The sequence below is a fragment of the Streptomyces sp. ISL-98 genome (assembly GCF_018614055.1).
Taxonomy (GTDB): Bacteria; Actinomycetota; Actinomycetes; order Streptomycetales; family Streptomycetaceae; genus Streptomyces; species Streptomyces spiramyceticus.
Genome location: NZ_JAGGPB010000074.1, coordinates 1 through 20,922, shown reverse-complemented (window position 1 = coordinate 20,922; position 20,922 = coordinate 1). Strand labels below are relative to the sequence as shown.

17 protein-coding genes are annotated in these 20,922 nt (G+C 69.4%); 12 read left to right on the top strand and 5 right to left on the bottom strand.

The annotated features are described in order from the left end of the window. Position 1: 1 nt before the first annotated feature. Positions 2-1,972, top strand: a complete 1,971-nt coding sequence (locus J7I98_RS36115) for an ATP-dependent DNA helicase (RefSeq protein ID WP_214929294.1) — start codon at positions 2-4, stop codon at positions 1,970-1,972. 83 nt (positions 1,973-2,055) lie between these two features. Here J7I98_RS36115 and lexA read toward each other — a convergent pair whose 3' ends face one another. Then, positions 2,056-2,841 carry a transcriptional repressor LexA gene (lexA, locus tag J7I98_RS36110; RefSeq protein WP_214929293.1) on the bottom strand — a complete coding sequence of 262 codons (786 nt, stop codon included), beginning with the start codon at positions 2,839-2,841 and terminating at the stop codon, positions 2,056-2,058. A 423-nt stretch (positions 2,842-3,264) separates the two neighbouring features. Here lexA and nrdR point away from each other — a divergent pair, with 423 nt between their 5' ends. After that, a complete protein-coding gene (gene nrdR / locus J7I98_RS36105; RefSeq protein WP_214929292.1) occupies positions 3,265-3,783 on the top strand; it encodes a transcriptional regulator NrdR in 519 nt (172 codons plus the stop codon). Between the two features lie 125 nt (positions 3,784-3,908). Beyond that, a complete protein-coding gene (locus J7I98_RS36100; protein ID WP_214929291.1) occupies positions 3,909-6,800 on the top strand; it encodes a vitamin B12-dependent ribonucleotide reductase in 2,892 nt (963 codons plus the stop codon). 79 nt (positions 6,801-6,879) lie between these two features. Here J7I98_RS36100 and J7I98_RS36095 read toward each other — a convergent pair whose 3' ends face one another. Then, positions 6,880-7,410, bottom strand: a complete 531-nt coding sequence (locus J7I98_RS36095) for a TerD family protein (protein WP_214929290.1) — start codon at positions 7,408-7,410, stop codon at positions 6,880-6,882. 183 nt (positions 7,411-7,593) lie between these two features. On the opposite strand from J7I98_RS36095, the gene J7I98_RS36090 reads away from it, so the two are divergent. The 5 genes from J7I98_RS36090 to J7I98_RS36070 all read left to right on the top strand — a co-directional run bounded on the left by J7I98_RS36090 (position 7,594) and on the right by J7I98_RS36070 (position 12,706). Beyond that, positions 7,594-8,424, top strand: coding sequence for an arylamine N-acetyltransferase (locus J7I98_RS36090; RefSeq protein ID WP_214929289.1), 831 nt, complete (start codon positions 7,594-7,596; stop codon positions 8,422-8,424). A gap of 67 nt (positions 8,425-8,491) precedes the next feature. Then, complete coding sequence (locus tag J7I98_RS36085; protein WP_214929288.1) at positions 8,492-9,097, top strand: YdbC family protein; 606 nt, start codon at positions 8,492-8,494, stop codon at positions 9,095-9,097. A 168-nt stretch (positions 9,098-9,265) separates the two neighbouring features. Continuing rightward, a complete protein-coding gene (locus tag J7I98_RS36080; RefSeq protein ID WP_214929287.1) occupies positions 9,266-9,925 on the top strand; it encodes a histidine phosphatase family protein in 660 nt (219 codons plus the stop codon). 12 nt (positions 9,926-9,937) lie between these two features. Then, a complete protein-coding gene (locus J7I98_RS36075; RefSeq protein WP_214929286.1) occupies positions 9,938-10,846 on the top strand; it encodes an ADP-ribosylglycohydrolase family protein in 909 nt (302 codons plus the stop codon). A 96-nt stretch (positions 10,847-10,942) separates the two neighbouring features. Beyond that, complete coding sequence (locus J7I98_RS36070; protein ID WP_214929342.1) at positions 10,943-12,706, top strand: DUF4173 domain-containing protein; 1,764 nt, start codon at positions 10,943-10,945, stop codon at positions 12,704-12,706. Positions 12,707-12,795: 89 nt separating this feature from the next. Here J7I98_RS36070 and J7I98_RS36065 read toward each other — a convergent pair whose 3' ends face one another. Further along, positions 12,796-14,352, bottom strand: coding sequence for an MFS transporter (locus J7I98_RS36065; protein ID WP_214929285.1), 1,557 nt, complete (start codon positions 14,350-14,352; stop codon positions 12,796-12,798). 121 nt (positions 14,353-14,473) lie between these two features. On the opposite strand from J7I98_RS36065, the gene J7I98_RS36060 reads away from it, so the two are divergent. From J7I98_RS36060 to J7I98_RS36050, 3 genes are all read left to right on the top strand, one after another. Then, positions 14,474-15,112: a TetR/AcrR family transcriptional regulator gene (locus tag J7I98_RS36060; protein WP_214929284.1), complete on the top strand. Its 639-nt coding sequence runs from the start codon at positions 14,474-14,476 to the stop codon at positions 15,110-15,112. 49 nt (positions 15,113-15,161) lie between these two features. Continuing rightward, positions 15,162-15,872: a ribonuclease HII gene (locus tag J7I98_RS36055; protein ID WP_214929283.1), complete on the top strand. Its 711-nt coding sequence runs from the start codon at positions 15,162-15,164 to the stop codon at positions 15,870-15,872. A gap of 65 nt (positions 15,873-15,937) precedes the next feature. Then, positions 15,938-16,570, top strand: a complete 633-nt coding sequence (locus tag J7I98_RS36050; protein WP_214929282.1) for a hypothetical protein — start codon at positions 15,938-15,940, stop codon at positions 16,568-16,570. Positions 16,571-16,636: 66 nt separating this feature from the next. Here the strand turns inward: J7I98_RS36050 and J7I98_RS36045 are convergent, their stop codons facing one another. Both J7I98_RS36045 and J7I98_RS36040 read right to left on the bottom strand, forming a co-directional pair. After that, complete coding sequence (locus J7I98_RS36045; RefSeq protein WP_214929281.1) at positions 16,637-17,266, bottom strand: hypothetical protein; 630 nt, start codon at positions 17,264-17,266, stop codon at positions 16,637-16,639. A gap of 216 nt (positions 17,267-17,482) precedes the next feature. Further along, positions 17,483-19,642, bottom strand: a complete 2,160-nt coding sequence (locus J7I98_RS36040) for a RecQ family ATP-dependent DNA helicase (RefSeq protein ID WP_214929280.1) — start codon at positions 19,640-19,642, stop codon at positions 17,483-17,485. Positions 19,643-19,754: 112 nt separating this feature from the next. Here J7I98_RS36040 and J7I98_RS36035 point away from each other — a divergent pair. Further along, positions 19,755-20,922, top strand: a 1,168-nt coding sequence (locus J7I98_RS36035) for a DUF4192 domain-containing protein (protein WP_214929279.1), incomplete at its 3' end; no start/stop codon positions are given.

The window sequence follows — 20,922 nt, the reverse complement described above, 5'->3', positions numbered from 1 at the left end:
TATGACGAAGCCCTCTCTCCCCGAGCTCCTCCATGCCGCCGTCACCGCAGTCGGCGGCACGGAGCGGCCCGGCCAGGTCAGCATGACCGAGGCCGTGGCCGGAGCCATCGACGACAACGCCCACCTGCTCGTCCAGGCCGGCACGGGCACCGGAAAGTCTCTCGGCTATCTGGTGCCCGCCCTGGCGCACGGCGAGCGCGTCGTGGTGGCCACTGCGACCCTGGCCCTGCAGCGTCAGCTCGTGGAGCGTGATCTTCCGCGTACGGTCGACGCGCTGCATCCGCTGCTGCGCCGTCGCCCGCAGTTCGCCATGCTCAAGGGGCGTTCCAATTACCTCTGCCTGCACCGGCTCCACGAGGGCGTGCCGCAGGAAGAGGAGGACGGCCTGTTCGACCAGTTCGAAGCGGCGGCGCCGACGAGCAAGCTCGGCAAGGACCTGCTGCGCATGCGGGACTGGGCGGACGAGACCGAGACGGGCGACCGCGACGACCTCACCCCCGGCGTCTCCGACCGTGCCTGGGGCCAGGTCTCCGTCTCCTCCCGCGAGTGCCTCGGCGCGACGAAATGTGCGTACGGGGCGGAGTGCTTCGCCGAGGCGGCCCGGGAGCGGGCCAAGCTCGCCGATGTCATCGTCACCAACCACGCCCTCCTCGCAATCGACGCCATCGAGGGTGCTCCGGTGCTCCCGCAGCACGAAGTGCTGATCGTCGACGAGGCGCACGAACTGGTCTCCAGGGTCACCGGCGTCGCGACCGGCGAGCTCACCCCCGGCCAGGTCAACCGCGCCGTCCGGCGGGCGGCGAAGCTCGTCAACGAAAAGGCCGCGGACGCCCTGCAGACAGCCGCAGAGTCCTTCGAGCGGCTGATGGAGCTCGCCCTCCCCGGCCGCCTGGAGGAGATCCCGGAGGACCTCGGGTACGCCCTCATGTCGCTCCGCGACGCGGCCCGCAACGTCATCTCGGCCCTCGGGTCGACCCGCGACAAGTCCGTCCAGGACGAGGACGCCGTGCGAAAGCAGGCCCTCGCCGCCGTCGAGACCATTCACAGCGTCGCCGAGCGGATCTCCAACGGTTCCGAGTACGACGTCGTCTGGTACGAGCGTCACGACCGTTTCGGCGCTTCCCTGCGCGTCGCTCCGCTGTCTGTATCGGGTCTGCTGCGCGAGAAGCTGTTCAGCGACCGTTCCGTCGTCCTCACCTCTGCCACGCTCAAGCTCGGCGGGGACTTCAACGGGGTGGGCGCTTCGCTAGGTCTCGCTCCGGAGGGCACCGAAGGGGAGGACATCCCGGTCTGGAAGGGCCTGGACGTCGGCTCCCCCTTCGACTACCCCAAGCAGGGAATCCTGTACGTCGCTCGACAGCTGGCCACGCCCGGTCGCGAGGGTTCACGCGGCGACATGATGGACGAACTAGCCGAACTGGTCGAGGCCGCAGGAGGGCGCACGCTGGGCCTGTTCTCCTCCATGCGGGCCGCCCAGGCGGCGGCCGAGGAGCTGCGCGGCAGGCTCGACATGCCGATCCTGCTCCAGGGCGAGGAGACCCTGGGCGAGCTGATCAAGTCCTTCGCGGCCGACCCGAAGACCTGCCTGTTCGGCACGCTCTCCCTCTGGCAGGGCGTCGATGTTCCGGGGCCGAGCTGCCAGCTTGTCGTCATGGACCGGATCCCGTTTCCCCGGCCCGACGACCCGCTTATGAGCGCCCGCCAGAAGGCGGTCGAGGAGGCCGGAGGCAATGGCTTCATGGCCGTCGCCGCGACGCACGCGGCGCTGCTGATGGCTCAGGGCGCGGGCCGGCTCGTACGGGCCACGGGCGACCGCGGTGTCGTCGCAGTGCTCGACCCGAGGCTGGCCAATGCCCGTTACGGCAGCTACCTGCGGGCTTCGCTGCCCGACTTCTGGTACACCACGGACCGTAACCAGGTACGCCGCTCACTGGCCGCCATCGACGCCGCAGCCACGGCCGACGGCCGGTAGGGCCCGACCTTCTCAAGCCGCACAGGCAGGAGCCCCGGGACCGGCGCAGAGGTCCCGGGGCTCGGTCATTGACCGGCGGCACGTCACACCCGCCGCAGCACCGCCACCACCTTGCCGAGGATGGTGGCCTCGTCGCCGGGGATCGGCTGGTAGGCGGCGTTGTGCGGGAGCAGCCACACATGGCCGTCCTCGCGCTTGAACCGCTTCACCGTTGCCTCGCCGTCCAGCATCGCGGCCACGATGTCGCCGTTCTCCGCGACCGGCTGGCGGCGTACCGTCACCCAGTCGCCGTCGCAGATCGCCGCCTCGATCATCGAGTCACCGACGACCTTGAGGACGAACAGTTCGCCGTCGCCCACGAGCTGCCGGGGGAGCGGAAAGACGTCCTCGACCGACTCCTCGGCGAGGATCGGGCCGCCGGCCGCGATCCGGCCGACCAGCGGGACGTACGACGCCGCGGGCTTGCCCGCAGTGTCGGTGGGCTGTGAGCTCGGCTGGTCCGAGCCCCGCACCTCGTACGCCCGGGGGCGGTGCGGGTCACGGCGCAGGAAACCCTTGCGTTCGAGGGCCATCAGCTGATGGGCCACGGAAGAGGTGCTGGAGAGGCCCACCGCCTGACCGATCTCGCGCATGGACGGCGGGTAACCCCGCCGTTGCACAGAGTCCCTGATGACCTCGATGACACGGCGCTGCCGATCGGTGAGGCCGGAGCTATCCGCCCGGATCCCTGGAGGCCGGCCGGGCAGCGAGCGTGAGGGCTTGGGGCCCTCCGGGCTTGTAGCTGGTTCATTCATTGCATGCACCGGCTCGAGTCGGCTCTGGGAGCGGTTCTGGGCAGCGATAGTTGCACTGTCAGCGGTGGTGGTCACGTCGGCCCCTCTCGAGATGTTCTCTCCCTGGTTGGACAACGGTAGTTGCTTTCGAAAGGTTGCGCCAAACACACGTTCGAGTGAAAAAGCGCAGAATGCCTTTCTCGAACGCGCAGTGGGGTGTATGGGGGTCCGTTTTGAGCCGAATGGCAATTCGGGCCATTACGGTAACCTTCGCGGCTGAGCCGAGGGGTGGCGGGGGTGTCATCAGCGTGTCGCCGTGCGGCGAGGGTCGCGACACGCGCGGAGAGTCAAAAGCGCGCAGACCCAAGATCTAGTGGTCACATGACCGCAGCCGCCCACATGTGGTTCCCCAGTGCCATCAGGAGCCTCAGGATCCCCTATGCTTGGGGCTGCTTCGGAGTGGCCCCCGGTGGGGTCGGCCGAGGCCATTCAGTCGTGCTGTGAAGGAGGGTTGGGACCATGCACTGCCCCTTCTGCAGGCACCCCGACAGTCGCGTCGTCGACAGTCGCACCACCGACGACGGAACGTCGATCCGCAGGCGCCGTCAGTGCCCCGACTGCTCCCGCCGTTTCACCACGGTGGAGACCGCCTCACTGATGGTGATCAAGCGCAGCGGAGTCACCGAGCCCTTCAGTCGCACCAAGGTCATTTCCGGCGTGCGCAAGGCATGCCAGGGCAGGCCGGTAACCGAGGACGCCCTCGCCAAGCTCGGCCAGCGGGTCGAAGAGGCAGTGCGCTCCACCGGAAGCGCCGAGCTGACCACCCACGACGTGGGGCTGGCCATACTCGGCCCGCTGCAGGAACTCGATCTTGTCGCGTACCTGCGCTTCGCATCCGTGTACCGGGCGTTCGATTCGCTCGAAGACTTTGAGGCTGCCATCGCGGAGCTCCGCGAAGAGCGGCCGCCAGCAAGTGACTGTGGCTGCGGGCCCGGCGCGACCCCTGAGGTCCCCGTGCCCGCCGCTGCCGCCGACTGACCGATCGGCGGAAAAACCAGACCTGTTCCGGCCGCTGTTTGGGACGTCCGGAACATCAGACACACCACGTGCCCCGGGAAGAACTGGGCACGTCAGAGCGTTTTTGTACGTATATGGGAGGCGGCATGACAGAGACGGCGAGCGGCCCGGCGCGAGGTTCCCGTACCAAGGGAACCAAGGCGAGCAAGGGTCTGCGTATCGAGCGCATCCACACCACGCCCGGCGTGCATCCGTACGACGAGGTGGTCTGGGAGCGTCGTGACGTCGTCATGACCAATTGGCGCGACGGCTCGGTCAATTTCGAGCAGCGTGGCGTCGAGTTCCCCGACTTCTGGTCGGTGAACGCGGTCAACATCGTTACCAGCAAGTATTTCCGCGGGGCCGTCGGTACTCCGCAGCGCGAGACCGGTCTGCGTCAGCTGATCGACCGGATCGTGAAGACGTACCGGAAGGCCGGTGAGGACTACAACTACTTCGCCTCTCCCGCGGACGCCGAGATCTTCGAGCACGAGCTGGCCTACGCCCTCCTGCACCAGGTCTTCAGCTTCAACTCGCCGGTCTGGTTCAACGTCGGTACGCCCCAGCCGCAGCAGGTCTCGGCCTGCTTCATCCTGGCCGTCGACGACTCCATGGAGTCGATCCTCGACTGGTACAAGGAAGAGGGCATGATCTTCAAGGGCGGCTCCGGCGCCGGCCTGAACCTCTCCCGTATCCGTTCCTCCAAGGAGCTCCTCTCCTCCGGCGGCAACGCCTCCGGCCCGGTCTCCTTCATGCGCGGCGCCGACGCGTCCGCAGGAACGATCAAGTCGGGTGGCGCCACGCGCCGCGCGGCCAAGATGGTCATCCTCGACGTCGACCACCCCGACATCGAGAACTTCATCGAGACCAAGGTGAAGGAAGAGGAGAAGATCCGCGCCCTGCGCGACGCGGGCTTCGACATGGACCTGGGCGGCGACGACATCACGTCCGTCCAGTACCAGAACGCCAACAACTCGGTGCGCGTGAACGACGAGTTCATGAAGGCCGTGGAGTCCGGCGGCAAGTTCGGGCTGCGCGCCCGGATGACCGGCGACGTCATCGAAGAGGTCGAGGCCAAGTCCCTCTTCCGCAAGATGGCCGAGGCGGCCTGGGCGTGCGCCGACCCGGGCATCCAGTACGACGACACGATCAACCACTGGCACACCTGCCCGGAGTCCGGCCGGATCAACGGCTCGAACCCGTGCAGTGAGTACATGCACCTGGACAACACCTCGTGCAACCTGGCCTCGCTGAACCTGATGAAGTTCCTCAAGGACGACGGCAAGGGCAACCAGTCCTTCGAGTCCGAGCGCTTCGCCAAGGTCGTCGAGCTGGTCATCACCGCGATGGACATCTCCATCTGCTTCGCGGACTTCCCGACCCAGAAGATCGGCGAGAACACTCGCGCCTACCGTCAGCTGGGCATCGGTTACGCCAACCTGGGCGCCCTGCTGATGGCGACCGGCCACGCGTACGACAGCGACGGCGGCCGCGCGCTCGCCGGCGCCATCACCTCGCTGATGACGGCCACGTCGTACAAGCGCTCCGCCGAACTGGCCGCGGTCGTCGGCCCGTACGACGGCTACGCTCGCAACGCCGAGCCGCACCAGCGCGTCATGAAGCAGCACGCCGACGCCAACACTGTGGCCGTCCACATGGACGACCTGGACAACCCGGTCTGGGCGGCGGCCACGGAAGCCTGGCAGGACGTCATCCGCCTCGGCGCGAAGAACGGCTTCCGCAACTCGCAGGCCTCGGTCATCGCGCCCACCGGCACCATCGGTCTCGCGATGTCCTGCGACACCACGGGTCTTGAGCCCGACCTCGCGCTGGTCAAGTTCAAGAAGCTCGTCGGCGGCGGCTCGATGCAGATCGTCAATGGCACCGTCCCGCAGGCCCTGCGCCGCCTGGGCTACCAGGAGGAGCAGATCGAGGCGATCGTCGCCCACATCGCCGAGCACGGCAATGTGATCGACGCTCCCGGCCTGAAGGCCGAGCACTACGAGGTCTTCGACTGCGCGATGGGCGAGCGTTCCATCTCCGCGATGGGTCACGTCCGCATGATGGCGGCCATCCAGCCGTGGATCTCCGGCGCGCTCTCCAAGACGGTGAACCTGCCGGAGACGGCCACCGTCGAGGACGTCGAAGAGGTCTACTTCGAGGCGTGGAAGATGGGCGTCAAGGCGCTCGCGATCTACCGCGACAACTGCAAGGTCGGCCAGCCCCTCTCCGCCAAGAAGAAGGACGTCAAGGCGGAGGTCACGGAGAAGGCCGAGGAGACGATCCGGGCCGCGGTCGAGAAAGTCGTCGAGTACCGTCCGGTCCGCAAGCGCCTCCCGAAGGGCCGTCCGGGGATCACCACCTCCTTCACGGTGGGTGGCGCCGAGGGCTACATGACCGCCAACTCCTACCCGGACGACGGTCTCGGCGAGGTCTTCCTGAAGATGTCCAAGCAGGGCTCGACCCTCGCGGGCATGATGGACGCCTTCTCGATCGCCGTCTCGGTCGGTCTGCAGTACGGCGTTCCGCTGGAGACGTACGTCTCGAAGTTCACCAACATGCGCTTCGAGCCGGCCGGCATGACGGACGACCCGGACGTGCGGATGGCGCAGTCGATCGTCGACTACATCTTCCGTCGCCTGGCGCTCGACTTCCTGCCGTTCGAGACGCGTTCGGCACTCGGCATCCACTCGGCCGAGGAGCGTCAGCGTCACCTGGACACCGGCTCGTACGAGCCGTCCATGGAGGACGACGACATGGACGTCGAGGGCCTGGCCCAGTCCGCTCCGCGCCAGACCGAGACGCCGAAGTCGGTCCCCGCTCCCAAGGTGGAGGCCGTCCCGGAGCTGAAGCAGGCGCACACCTCGGCGGAGCTCGTCGAGATGCAGCTCGGCATCAGCGCGGACGCGCCGCTGTGCTTCTCGTGCGGCACGAAGATGCAGCGGGCAGGCAGCTGCTACATCTGTGAGGGCTGCGGCTCGACCAGCGGCTGCAGCTGACTCCAGCCACACGGAGTAATCGGGCAAACGGAGAGATCGCCCCTTGCCGGGCGGTCTCTCCGTGCTTTCCGTACTCGTGTCAGGAGAGGCTGTTTCCCATGAAACCGGCGAAAGAGTTCGGGTCGGCGTCGAACCCCCTTACGGCGGCACGGAATTCCCATCCGCCGGCTGCGTCCCGGGTGAATTCGGCGACGGTGGCCGCGGTGGAATCGGAGATGGCGGCGAAGTCGTCCTCCGCCAGCACCGTGTAGCCCTCGCAGATCCGGATCGCAGTGCTGGCGATCTCGCCGAAGGTCTTCCTGCCCTCACCCTGCTGAATGACTATGCCCACCACCACACGGGCGTAGGCGGGCGCCAGCCGGTCCAGCTCCAGGGTCATTGCCTCGTCGAAGCCGAAGCCCTGGCCGGTGCGGCTCTCCCGCTTGAGCGTGATGGTGCCGTCCGGCGACCGGCTGTCGAAATGCACGAGGTACGCCGGGGCGCCGTACGGATCGTCCGCTGTGTACGTCGCGGCGATTATGTCGAGATCGTGGGGCGGCGCGCCCATGGGACTCGGGTCCCACTTGAGCGTCACGTCGACCTTGCTGACCCCTTTGTTGAGACTGCCCACCGGTCTTCCCTCCCTCGGAACCCGGTACCCGGCTGCCACCGGCCCGAGTTCTGCGAATGTGCCCCGCAGCCAGGCTAGCCCCGGACACGGACAACTCGATGCGAGATCATGTCTGTCAGGGTGATCATTGTGCCGGGCAGGGGCTCGGGGCACGGGTCCGAATGATGAACGGGGTGGGAGATTATGACGTGGAGCGGTGAAGAGATAGACCTCGACGCGTACTTGGCGCGCATCGGCTACGAGGGGGACAAGGGGGACCTGTCGCCGACGATCGGGACGCTGCGGGCGCTGCAGCGGGCCCATGTGGCGTCGATCCCGTTCGAGAATCTTGAAGTGGCGCTCGGCAGGCCGGTGTTGCTGGACCCCAAGAGCGTCCAGGCGAAACTGGTGGGGCTGCCGCGCGGCGGCTACTGCTACGAGCAGAACTCGCTGTTCGCCGCCGTTCTGGAGCGGCTGGGATTCCAGATCGCCGGGCGTGGAGCCAGGAACCGTACGCGGGGGAGCGACCTCACCCCAGTGACGCACGGGATGCTCGTGGTGAGCGTCGATGGCGAACGGTGGCTGGTGGACACCGGGTTCGGGTACCTGGGGCCGGTGGAGCCGGTGCCGATCCACGACGGTGCGACGGTCGAGCAGGGCGGCTGGACCTTTGGCATCCGTGTCGAGGAGGAGGGCATTCACGTACTGCGGACGTTGCGGGCCGAGGGGTGGATCGACCTGTACGCATTCGCGCCGCAGACGCTCTATCCGGCCGACTTCGCGGTCATGAACCACTACAGCTCGTCCCATCCTCAGTCGAAGTTCGTCGGACAGGTCGTCGCGCAGCTGCCCGGACCGGGGGAGCGGCACGCGCTCGTACGCGATCAGCTGACGACCCTGCGCACGGACGGTTCGAGCAGTCGGCGGCAGGTGCCCTCCGGGGAGCTCGGACGTGTGCTGGAGGACGTCTTCGGCATCGAAATGGGCGCGGAGGCTCTGGAGCAACTGGGCGCCCTTACAGGCGGATCGCAGTGAGCTTGTCGTTTCGGTGATGTGCGGCGGAGAGTGACCGGCGCCGCGTTGATGGCCGTACGATGGCGCGGTGCTGGTCAAGTGGATTCGCTGCACAGTGATCGACCGTCGAGGTTTTGAGCGGGGGCAGCGAAAGTGGGCGGGGCTGTTGGGGGAACCGGGGTTCCGGGGACAGGGCGGCGGCTGGAGTCGGGAGCGGCCCGGTGTGGCGCACGTCTTCGCCTTCTGGGAGAGCCGGGCCTTCTACGACTCGTTCATGGCGCGCTCGCACGACCGGCTCGCTGCGGCGCAGTCCGGCACGTACAAGAACATCAAAGTCGGTCTCTTCGACTACCGGTTCGACATCAAGACGGGCTTCGAACCGCGGTTCACGGACGCGGATGTGGTGCGGGTCGCGCACTGCAAAGTGAATGAGGGCCGGGTCGAGCATTTCTCGCTGATGCAGGAGAAGGTCTGGAATCCGGCGATGGCCGGGTCGCCGGGAATGGTGCGCGGGTTGTTCGGTGAGGCGCAGGGCAATGAGTTCCTGGTGCTGTCGATGTGGCAGTCCGCTGCCGAGCACGGCAAGTACCGCGCCGAGCGGGTGGAGCGGCTCTCGCTCCGCGCGCAGACAGCGGTCGATGTCGCGGAACTCGGGGGCGCGGTCGTTGAGCTGGATCCGTCCTGGACGGTGTGATCACCCGGGTCCGTACAGGACGGTGTGATCGCACTGTGCCGCCGTCGGCACAGCGGTCTCGCACTGCCCTCTGCTGCGCCGTCCTTTCCCCGGCCGCATACGCTGGACAGAGAGTCGGGACAGCCGCCCGGCTGAGCCGCATCCGATCTCACGTTCTAGGGTTTCGGCATGGCACGACCGCGGCGCATCGTCCTTCTCCGGCACGGGGAGTCGGAGGGGAATGCCGATGACACGGTGTACGAACGGGAGCCCGACCACGCGCTGAGGCTCACCGAGACCGGGCTCCGCCAGGCCCGGGAAGCGGGGGTGCGGCTCCGCGCCCTCTTCGGCGAGGAACGGGTCAGTGCCTACGTCTCGCCGTACCGCCGTACGCACCAGACCTTCGCTGCACTGGGGCTCGCCCAGGACCGGGTACGGGTCAGGGAAGAGCCGCGGCTGCGGGAGCAGGACTGGGGGAACTGGCAGGACAGGGAAGACGTACGGCTGCAGAGGGCGTACCGGGACGCGTACGGGCACTTCTTCTACCGCTTCGCGCAGGGCGAGTCCGGGGCCGATGTGTACGACAGGGTCGGGGCGTTCCTGGAGAGCCTCTACCGGAGCTTCGAGGCGCCCGACCACCCGCCGAACGTACTGCTCGTCACGCACGGGCTGACCATGCGCCTGTTCTGTATGCGCTGGTTTCACTGGTCGGTGGCCGAATTCGAGTCACTGTCCAACCCGGGAAACGCCGAGATACGGATGCTGCTCCTCGGCGAGAACGGGCGCTACAGCCTGGACCGGCCGTTCGAACGCTGGCGGACCCCCGAACCGTACGGCCGCACCGGATAGAGTGGCAGAGCGATGACCGCTGACTCCTTCACCGTCCGGCGCTTCGAACGCGCCCTGGCCAGCCTGCGTGGGCTGTCCCTGGGAGACGCCCTGGGCTCCCAATTCTTCGTACCTGCGAACTATCCGCTGCTCAAGCGGCGCGCACTGCCTCCCGGCCCCTGGCAGTGGACCGACGACACCGAGATGGCCTGCTCGGTCCTGGCGGTGCTCGTCGAGCACGGCCGGGTCGACCAGGACGCCCTCGCCCGCTCCTTCGCCGAGCACCACGACTTCGACCGCGGCTACGGCCCTGCCGTCAACCGGATGCTCCGGCTGATCAGGGAGGGCGGTGGCTGGCGCGAGCTCGCCGCCGCGCTCTTCAACGGCCAGGGCTCCTGGGGCAACGGCGCGGCGATGCGCATCGCGCCGCTGGGCGCCTGGTACGCCGACGACCCCGAGCAGGCCACCCACCAGGCCGAGATCTCGGCGTATGTCACGCATCAGCACCGTGAGGCCGTGGTCGGCGCCATGGCCGTGGCGGCCGCGGCCGCGCTAGCCGCGGATCCGGCGGGTCCGCCGCCGGCGCCCGACCTGCTCGACGGCGTGATCGCGCTCGTACCGCGCAGCGCCGTGGGCGCCGGGCTCCGACGTGCCCGCGACATGCTCGACTACGGCGACGCCGGGACCGTGGCCGCGGTTCTGGGCTGCGGACGGCGCACGAGCGCGCACGACACCGTGCCGTTCGCTCTCTGGTCGGCCGCTCGGGCGCTCGGCGACTTCGAGCAGGCGTTCTGGACCACTGCGCAGGTGGGCGGAGACGTCGACACGACCTGTGCCATCGTCGGCGGAGTGGTGGGCGCGGGGAAGGCCGGGGCGCCGCCGGTCTCCTGGCTGGAGCAGACCGAAGAGCTGCCGGACTGGATCCCTTCACGCACGCTCTGACCCGGTACGACTGTCACGGTCCTGCCACATCCGGGCCCTGGCAGGGCCGTGCCGCCACGCCAGGGCTACTCTGACGGCCACGCCGCCCCCTTGATCATGGACGGGCGCGCGCCTACGAGACACCGGGCCCCGGACGCCGCTTCCTGCCGCGCACGTGCCCGGTCGGGAGGGGGTCCCGTGCCCGATACACCGCCCACGGAGTCAGAGTCCGGCCAAGGACCGGGCCCCGAGCCGCAGGACGCCGTCCCGCAGCCGTCGGCCCTGCCGTCTGCCGAGCCGCCAGCCATGCCGTCGTACCGGGAGCAGCACCAGCGGGCGACGCAGCCGCAGCGCAGCCAGCCGTGGCCGCCACCGCCGCCTGCGCCGCCCAAGTGGCTGACCGACGTACGGCCCGGCCCGCCGGCCGCCATCCGCCCCGCCACGCTCTGGGCGGTACTGGCCACCGCCCTGCTGAGCGCGCTGCTGCTCGGTGAGGGTCTGGGCCTGAACCTGCTGGTCGTGGCCGTGCCGGCCGCGCTCGCCGCGTACTTCGCAGCCCAGGCGGCAGGCCGTCGCCTGCGGCCGTGGACGCTCGTGTGGGCCGTCGGCGGTCTGGCTCTGTTGGTCGTACCCGCGTTGCGTGACGCGGGCTGGCCGACTTTCCTCGCCGTCGTCTCCGCGCTCGCGCTCGGCTCCCTCGCGCTTCACGGCAACCGGACCTGGGCGGGCGTTTTCGCCGGTTCCCTGGGCATCTTCGGCTCGCTCGGTACCGGCGGGGCCTGGGCCTGGCGGGGTCTGCGCGAGCGCGCGGAAGTGTCGCGCGGCCGCTGGGCGCCCGTCGTGCGTACGGTCTCCGTCGCCGTCGTGCTGCTGGTCGTTTTCGGCGCGCTCTTCGCTGGAGCCGACGCCGCCTTCGCCGATCTGCTCGGTGGCCTCACTCCCGACGTCTCCGTCGCCGACGGCCCCTGGCGGATTTTCCTGTTCGCCCTCGGTCTCTTCGGTGCCCTTGCCGCGGCCCGCAGCGCCGCCGCGCCGATGCGCTGGGACCGCCTCGACATACGTCCCGCACGCGCCCGGGGCCGTGTGGAATGGGCACTTCCGCTGATCGTCCTCAACCTCCTCTTCGCCGCCTTTATCGCCGTCCAGCTCGCCGTGCTTTTCGGCGGCTACGACAAGGTGCTGAGCGAGACCGGACTTACCTATTCCGAGTACGCCCGGCAGGGCTTCTGGCAGCTCCTCTGGGCCACGCTCCTGACCCTCCTTGTGATCGCACTCGCACTGCGCTGGGCACCGCGCGACGGAGGCCGCGACCGGACCCTGGTCCGGTCGGTTCTCGGCACCCTGTGCGTACTCACGCTGGTCGTCGTCGCGTCCGCGCTGCGCCGCATGGACCTGTACGTCGATGCGTACGGCCTGACACGGCTGCGTATCTCGGTGGCGGCTGTGGAGCTGTGGCTGGGCCTTGTGATCGTACTGATCATGGCGGCGGGGGTACTGGGCTCCCGCTGGCTGCCGCGCGTGGTCGCGGCGAGCGCGGGCGCCGCTGTGCTGGCCTTCGGGCTGATCTCGCCGGACGGGCTCGTCGCGGAACAGAATGTGGCGCGCTACCGGGCGACCGAGAAGCTCGACGTGGGCTACTTCCAGGACCTGTCGGCCGACGCCGTGCCGGCACTGGACACGCTGCCCGAGCCCCAGCGTTCCTGCGCCCTCATAGGCATCGCGGCACGGCTCGACGACGAGAGTGAGCCCTGGTACGCGACGAGCCTGGGCTCGGCCCGGGCTCGCCAGATCCTCGAAAAGCGCCCCCTGGAGCTGGACGACAGCGGGTGCCAGAAGCTCGGAATGTACGGCGACGGGCGCGGGCTCTACGACGAGTACTGACGGTAGGGGGCCAACCGGGCAGGGAGGGTGGGGGCGCAGCGGCGCCTCCTCCCCGCCCTTCCCCGGCCCGGTTCGCCGTGGCGAACCGCTCAGACCGCCCCCGGCCCCCCGGCGCCCGCCGTCCCGCTGAGCGCCTCCAGGTCGCTCTTGCGTACCCGGATGACGAACAGCGCGACGAGCAAGGCGAGTCCGACCAGGCCCACACCAGCCCAGAACGCCGTCGAAATGCCCTCGGCGAGCACCTGGTGGCCCCAAGGGGCCGGCAGCTCGTGGGACTTGGCGAAGGCCGCCTGCTGGGCGGGCGTCGCCTCCGTGAGGAACGACGGAATCTGCCGCGCGGCCTCGTCGCGGCTGGCCGTTCCGAAGACTGTCATGAGAATCGACAGCCCCAGGGAACCACCGACCATTTGTGTGGCGTTGAGAAGACTGGAGGCCGCTCCCGATTCGTGCTGAGCCACACCGGACACCGCTGTCAGTGTCGCCGTTACGAACACCAGGCCCATGCCGAAGCCGAAGAGCAGCATGGGGCCCAGCACGCCTCCCACGTACGAACTGTCCGGATCGATCGCGGTCAGCCAGGCCATGCCCGCTCCGGTGAACACCGCCCCTGAGACAAGGAACGGCTTCGGGCCAAGGACCGGGAGCAGCCGGGACGACAGACCGGCCGCCGTCACGATCATCAGGGTGACCGGCAGGAACGCGAGCCCGGAAGAGATCGGACTGTAGCCGAGCACGTTCTGCACGAAGAGGACGATGAAGAAGAACATGCCGAACATCGCCGCGGCGAGGCTCATCATGATCGCGTACGTCCCTGACCTGTTGCGGTCGGCGAACATCCGCAGAGGGGTGATCGGGTCCGGCGCCCGACGTTCGTTGAGCACGAAGGCGACCAGCAGGACGAGAGCCAGGCCGAACGCGCCGAGGGTGAGACCGTCCCGCCAGCCGTCGTCGGCGGCGCGGATGAACCCGTACACCAGAGAAGCCATGCCCACGGTCGAGGTGAGCGCGCCGGTGAGGTCGAAACGGCCGGGGTGGCGCTCGGACTCATTGATGAACACGGGGGAGAGGACGGCTATCAGGATGCCGATCGGCAGGTTGACGTAGAACACCCAGCGCCAGTCGAGCCACTCGGTGAGCATCCCGCCCGCCAGCAGTCCGATCGCCGCGCCGCTGGCGGAGACCGCCGCGAAGATGCCGAACGCCCGGTTGCGCTCGGGGCCTTCGCGGAACGTCGTGGTGATGAGCGCGAGCGCGGTGGGCGAGGCGATGGCGCCGCCCACACCTTGGAGCGCACGCGCCGCAAGTATCTGCCACGGCTCCTGCGCGATGCCGCACAGCAGTGAGGCGAACGTGAAGAGCAGAACGCCGAAGACGAAGACCCGCCTGCGGCCGAGGATGTCGCCCGCCCGTCCGCCGAGCAGCAACAGACCGCCGAAGGTGAGGGTGTAGGCGTTGATCACCCAGGAGAGGTCGGTCGTGCTGAAGGAGAGAGCGGTCTGGATGTGCGGGAGTGCGATATTCACAATGGTGGTGTCGAGGACCACCATGAGTTGAAGAGCCGCGATGACGGTAAGGGCGATGCCTGGACGCCCCTGCCGTCGGGCTGCGCCCGAGTTGTGTGGTGCAGCTAACTGAGAGGTAGTCACTATGGATCCCCCACAAGTGAGTTAGTGAACGGATGCGTTCACTGTCATGTCAACGGTAGGGATTCCCCCTCAGTGAACGCAAGCGTTCACTGAAGCCCTCGTCCCCAACGGAGAGAAAAAGATGGCTACTTCGCGCTGGACTGCCGCCGCTGAGGCGCAGCCGGTCTCACTGCGCCGCCGCGGGCTCGTGCTGGAACGAGCGATCCTCGATTCCGCGCTGGAGCAGTTGAGTACGGTCGGCTGGAACGGCCTCACCATGGAAGGTGTCGCCGCCGGCGCGCAGACAGGGAAGGCGGCGGTCTACCGCCGCTGGCCGTCCAAGGAAGACCTCGTCGCGGACGCCCTGAAAGCCGGGCTGCCGGATCTCGCCGATGCGCCGGACAAGGGCAGCGTCCGGGAAGACCTCTACGAGCTCTGCTGCCGTATGCGCGGAGCGATGTATTCCAGGCCCGGATTCGCACTGCGTTCTGTGCTTCACGAATGCGACAAGAGGGTGGCCGAGCGGTTCCACGCGGTGATTGTCCGCCAGGTGATCGAGCCGTCGAACCGGCTCTTCCGTGAGGTGGTGAACCGCGGGATCGAGCGCGGTGACGTACGCCCCGATGCCACGAGTGACCTGGTGTTCGATGTGATTCCGGGCCTGATGATGTACCGCTCGAAGGTGTGCGGAAGTGAATGGCCGGACGAGGAGATCGCTGAGGTGGTCGACCGGATCATGGTGCCTCTGCTGCGCCCGGTGCCGACTCCGGGCGCCGACTGACGCCCGGGGTGTCGCCGGCGGGGCCCGGCGGCGTAACCTGGCAGGCGCCATGCCGTACGAACCACCCACCCACGCCGTCGAGCGCTCCATACGCGCCACCACCGGCGCCAAGATCATTGCCGGTGTCGACGAGGTCGGGCGCGGAGCGTGGGCCGGACCCGTCACCGTGTGCGCAGCCGTCACCGGTCTGCGCCGGGCACCCGACGGCCTCACCGACTCCAAGCTGATCACCCCCAAGCGCCGCACCGAGCTGGCCGTGGTGCTGGAGGGGTGGGTCACGTCGTACGCCCTGGGGCACTCCTCGCCCGAGGAGATCGACAAGCTGGGGATGACCGCCGCGCTGCGGCTCGCCGCCGTACGTGCCCTGGGCGCGCTGCCCGTGCAGCCGGACGCGGTGATCCTCGACGGGAAGCACGACTACCTCGGGCTGCCCTGGAAGGTACGTACGGTGATCAAGGGGGACCAGTCCTGTATCGCGGTCGCGGCCGCCTCGGTGATCGCCAAGGTGAGGCGGGACGCGATGATGGCCGGACTGGAGGCCCAGTTCCCGGAGTTCGCCGACTTCGCCTTCGCGGACAACGCGGGCTACCCCTCGCCCGTGCACAAGGCGGCGCTGGCCGAGCGGGGTCCCACCCCGTACCACCGGCTGTCCTGGTCGTATCTCGATGCGCTGCCCAAGTGGCGGCACCTCAAGAAGATCCGGCTGTCGGCGGAGGCCGCCGCTCTGGAAGACGGGGGCCAACTCGGCTTCGATTTCTGATCTGATCGCACTTATGTGCCAACCCGCTGCTGCGCGTCGCGGCGGCATTTGATAGAAACCCACTCATGCCTCTCTCCCCCGAGGAGCCTCAGATTCACGAGAGCGCCCAGGGTCCCCGCGTCACTCCGGCCACCGGCCGCCCCGCGTCGACCCCCCGTCCCGTACCTGGTCCGCGTACCGCGGCCACACCGCGTCCCGGACGCCCTGTCCCCGGCCCTGCCAGGGGCCCTGCCAGGCCCGCGCCGCCGGTGCAGCGGACGCAGCCTTCCGGCGGCAATGCCCCGGCAGCGCGGCAGGAGAATCGTTCCGCGCCGCAGGTCCAGCTGATCCCCGCTTCGACGGACGGCGCACTCGACGCCGCCGGCGAGGCCGTCGACCTGCTGCTCGACTCCGGTCGCGCGCCGGGCGACGTCCTGGTGCTCACCACCGGCGAACAGCACCCCTGGGCCGCCCACGAGCTGTCCTTCGGAGAAGCCGCGTACTGGGCCCACCACGAGGCCCGCGACGACGTCTTCTACGCGGACGCCGCTGTCGCGGAGCGAGCTGCCGCCCGGCCTGTGGTGGTCGTCGCGGTCAACGGCGGGGCCGACGACGTCCTGAGCCGTGCGCTGCCCGTCGCCAGGGAACGCGCAGGCGCGCTGCTGATCGTGTGCGGAGACCCGAACCGGGTCAACGCCGTGCTCGGCGCGGGCGTCTGACCCGTACGCCACTGCCTGAGCGCGGTGCGTGTACCTGCGCGCGGTGCTGCCGGTCGGCGGGCCGCCTCAGCGGGCTGCCGCCCGGCGCAGTGCGTCCGCCGCCCCTCCACCTGTTCGCAAGGGGGAGGGGTCGGCCTCGGCCACGGCTTCAGCGAGGTCGCTGGGGCGTGATCCGGTGCTCGGGCGACGGCCGCCACGGCCCTCGCCGAGCACCTGCCAGCCGCCGTTCGTCAGCGTGATGTACGCCCCGCAGCGCAGCCCGTGCAGGGTGCAGGCGTCCCGTAGGCCCCACATCCATGCCCCGTCCTCCTCGGTCCAACGCTCGTCGCCTTCACGGCAGTAGAGCAGCACCGCGGTCCGTACGGGCGTGCGGCGGCGCAGGTCGTGCGGGATGACCCGGCGCAGGTGCGCGAGCAGGGCGTTGCGGAACTCCCAGCCGTCGGCGGGGACGGGGCGCCGGGTGAACGAGGCGCTGGCGGTGAGCCGTTCCTCGGAGTCGAGGACGGCGACGACAGCCGTCGATGGTGTCGGCCGGTGCCTTGCGTGCAGCCCGCTGACCACGTCACGCGGATTGCGCAGCAGCGGGATTCCCGCCGCTGCCCACTCGGACGGTTCGAGCATCCGGCCCAGGCGGTTGACAGTGTCGGCGGACGCGGGGCTCAACGAGGCTGCGGACGGAGCGAATCCGAAGGTCACGGTCCTCCCTTCGCATACGCGCCCACAGTGCGGGCAGGGTCGGTTGGGGGCGCACCGCGGCACAGCCCATCCGGTCCGCGGCGGGGCCGTGCGGGGAGCAGTTCAATTCTCGCTGCCTCGTGAGGATGCGGCAACGAGCAATTGGCCCAGCTGACGGGAATCTGCGGGTATGACGTGGATATCCCTGCCCAACCTGTCCGGGGACGACGCATCCCGTCACGTCTGAACGGCGAGGACCAGCGGAAACACCCCCTGTGCTCCGGCTCGGCGCAGCAGCCTGGCCGCCACCGCGAGCGTCCAGCCGGTGTCCGAGCGGTCGTCGACCAGGAGCACCGGGCCACCGGCTCCGGCCAGCGCGGCCGCCAGCTCCGGCGGCACTGTCAGCGCCTGGTGAAGTGCCCTCACCCGCTGGGCGCTGTTGGTGTTCGGCATCCGGCCCGCCGCCTCGGGGGTGTACGCGACGGAACCGAGCAGCGGCATCCTGCCGACCTCCGCGATCCTGCTGCCGAGCGACTGGATGAGCGCCGGTCTGCTGTGCGAGGCGATCGTGACCACTCCGACCGGACGGGCAGGGGCGTTCGCTTCGCCTGACGCCCAACCACCGGGCCCCTTCGCCCAGTCGGCCAGCACGCTCACCACAGCGTTCGCCACATCGTCGGGCACGGGGCCGTCCTGAGACTGCGCCGCGAGCAGCGGGCGGAGCCGGTTGCCCCAGCCGATGTCCGAAAGCCGGCCCAAGGCCCGTCCCGGGGAAGCCTGTTCCCCTTGCGAGATGCGGCCCTTGAGGTCCACTCCGACCGCCACGAGCCCCGTCGGCCACATCTTGCGCGGCTCGACCTCCACACCGGGCCGGCCGAGTTCACCGCGCGCCGCATCCAGGGCGCCGGTGGACACCCCGTCGCTGAACCTGGCACCCGCACAGTTGTCACAGCGGCCGCACGGCGCTGCCTCCTCGTCGTCCAACTGCCGCCGAAGGAACTCCATCCGGCACCCCGTTGCCGACGCGTAGTCCCGCATGGCCTGCTGCTCGGCCGCACGTTGGCGCGCAACCCAGGCGTAGCGCTCGGCGTCGTATACCCACGGCTGCCCCGTGGCGGTCCAGCCGCCCTTCACCCTGTGCACCGCTCCGTCCACGTCGAGAACCTTCAGCATCGCCTCCAGGCGCGTACGCCTCAGGTCGACAATCGGTTCCAGGGCGGGCAGTGAGAGCGGGCGCTCGGACCGGGCCAGCGTGTCGAGCGTGCGGCGTACCTGCTCCTCGGGCGGGAAGGCGACCGAGGCGAAGTACTGCCAGATCGCCTCGTCCTCGCGGCCCGGCAGAAGCAGCACTTCGGCATGCTCCACACCTCGGCCGGCGCGGCCCACCTGCTGGTAGTAGGCGATAGGGGACGAGGGCGACCCCAGGTGCACCACGAAACCGAGATCCGGCTTGTCGAAGCCCATGCCCAGCGCGGAGGTGGCCACCAGAGCCTTGACCCGGTTGGCGAGCAGATCCTCCTCCGCCTGCATCCGCTCTGCGTTCTCCGTTCTGCCGGTGTACGAGGCGACGGTGTGGCCGCACTGCCGCAAGTACGCCGTGACCTCCTCGGCGGCTGCGACCGTGAGGGTGTAGATGATCCCGGAGCCGGGGAGCTCGCCGAGGTGATCGGCCAGCCAGGCCAGCCGGTGCGCCGCGTCCGGGAGTTGGAGCACGCCCAGGCTCAGGCTCTCCCGGTCGAGCGGGCCGCGCAGCACGAGGGCGTCGGTGTCCGCACCCGTTCCCAGCTGCTCGGCGACGTCGGCGGTCACGCGGGCGTTCGCCGTTGCCGTGGTGGCCAGCACCGGAACGCCCGGCGGGAGCTCCGCCAGCATGGTGCGCAGACGCCGGTAGTCGGGCCGGAAGTCGTGACCCCAGTCGGAGATGCAGTGGGCCTCGTCCACCACCAGCAGGCCGGTGGCGGCGGACAGCTTCGGCAGCACCTGGTCGCGGAAATCGGGGTTGTTGAGCCGCTCGGGGCTGACCAGCAGCACATCCACCTCGCCCGCCGCGACCTCGCCCTGGACCGTGTCCCACTCCTCCGTGTTGGACGAGTTGATGGTCCGGGCGCGGATGCCGGCCCGCGCCGCCGCCTCGACCTGGTTGCGCATGAGCGCGAGCAGCGGGGAAACAATCACGGTGGGGCCGCTGCCGCGCTCACGCAGCAGGGAAGTGGCGACGAAGTACACGGCGGACTTGCCCCAGCCGGTGCGCTGCACGACCAGGGCCCGGCGCTTGTCGGCGACGAGCGCCTCAATGGCCCGCCACTGGTCCTCGCGCAGCCTGGCGGTGCCGGTGGTGTCTCCGACGAGGCGGGCGAGTACGGAATCGGCCGAGGACCTGAGCTCTGCGTTGGTCATGCCCCCCATGCAACCTGATGCATCGGACATTGTGCGAATGCGGCCTCAGGCCTGTGGATAAAGTTATCCACAGGGTTGGCGGCGCGGGCGGTGTCTGCGGGACCGTCGAGCCATGAACAAGCACCACGAACCCACAGGCCCCTCCGCCGACGACCAGATCACCCTCCGCGGCCCCGCCGAACTGGCCGACGCGCTTCCGTACCTCATGGGCTTCCACCCGACAGACAGCGTGGTCATGGTCGCGCTGCACGGCCGCCGGGGCCGGTTCGGCGGGCGGCTCAGGCTCGGTATCCCGGGCTCGCCGAAGGAATGGGCGCCCGTCTCCGACCAGCTTGCCGAGTGTCTGGTGACGGGGAGCGAGCGTCGTGGAGACCGTCCTGAAGGCATCGTCGTCTTCCTCTGCCAGGACCCGGCCGAGGGCGAGACGAGCAGGCAGGTGATGGACCGGCTGCGCCCCTTCGCGCAGCGGCTGCGCACCGCGTGCGGCGCGCTCGACGTCCCCGTGTTCGAAGCGCTGTGCATCTCCGACGGCAGGTACTGGTCGTACTGCTGCCCCGACGCGCGCTGCTGTCCGCCCGAGGGCAACGTCCTGGGCCTGCCCGGCACCTCGGTCATGGCCGCGGCCGCCGCCTACGCCGGTATCCAAGTCCGTGGATCGCTGCGGGAGATGGAGGCCCGGCTGGCGCCCCGGCCGGAGTCTCCTGCCGCTCAGGAACAGGTGCGGGCACTGGACGCGGCGGGTCTCGCCCTGGTGCCCAGAATCCTGAGCGGAGCCCAGCGGGAGCAGGTCGGAGCCGAGACGCTCGACCTGGCGCGGCGGCTCATGAAGCGGCTCGGGGACAGCCGGCCTGCCACGACGCGCTGGTCCGAGGCGGATGCCGCGGACGACGGCCTCATCGACCATGACGAGGCTGCCGCGGTCATTCTCGGGCTGCAGGACCGCGAGACCAGGGACCGGGCGGCGGAGTGGATGGAGGGCCCCGACGCGGAGACCGCGCTGCGGCTGTGGCGGGCGCTCGCCCGCCGGTGCGCCGGACCGTACGACACTCATGCCGCCGCCCCGCTCACCCTTGCCGGATGGGTCGCCTGGTCGACCGGTGACGAACCGGGCGCGAGGGTCGCCCTCAGCCTCGCCCTTCGGCTCGACCCCGATTACCAGTTCGCACAGCTCCTGCACCAGGCGTGCAATGAAGGCCTCGACCCGGAGGCGCTGCGGCGTTGCCTCCGCCAGGAACGCGCGGAGCGCAAGCGCCCCGGCCCTAAGGCCTGTCTGATAATTG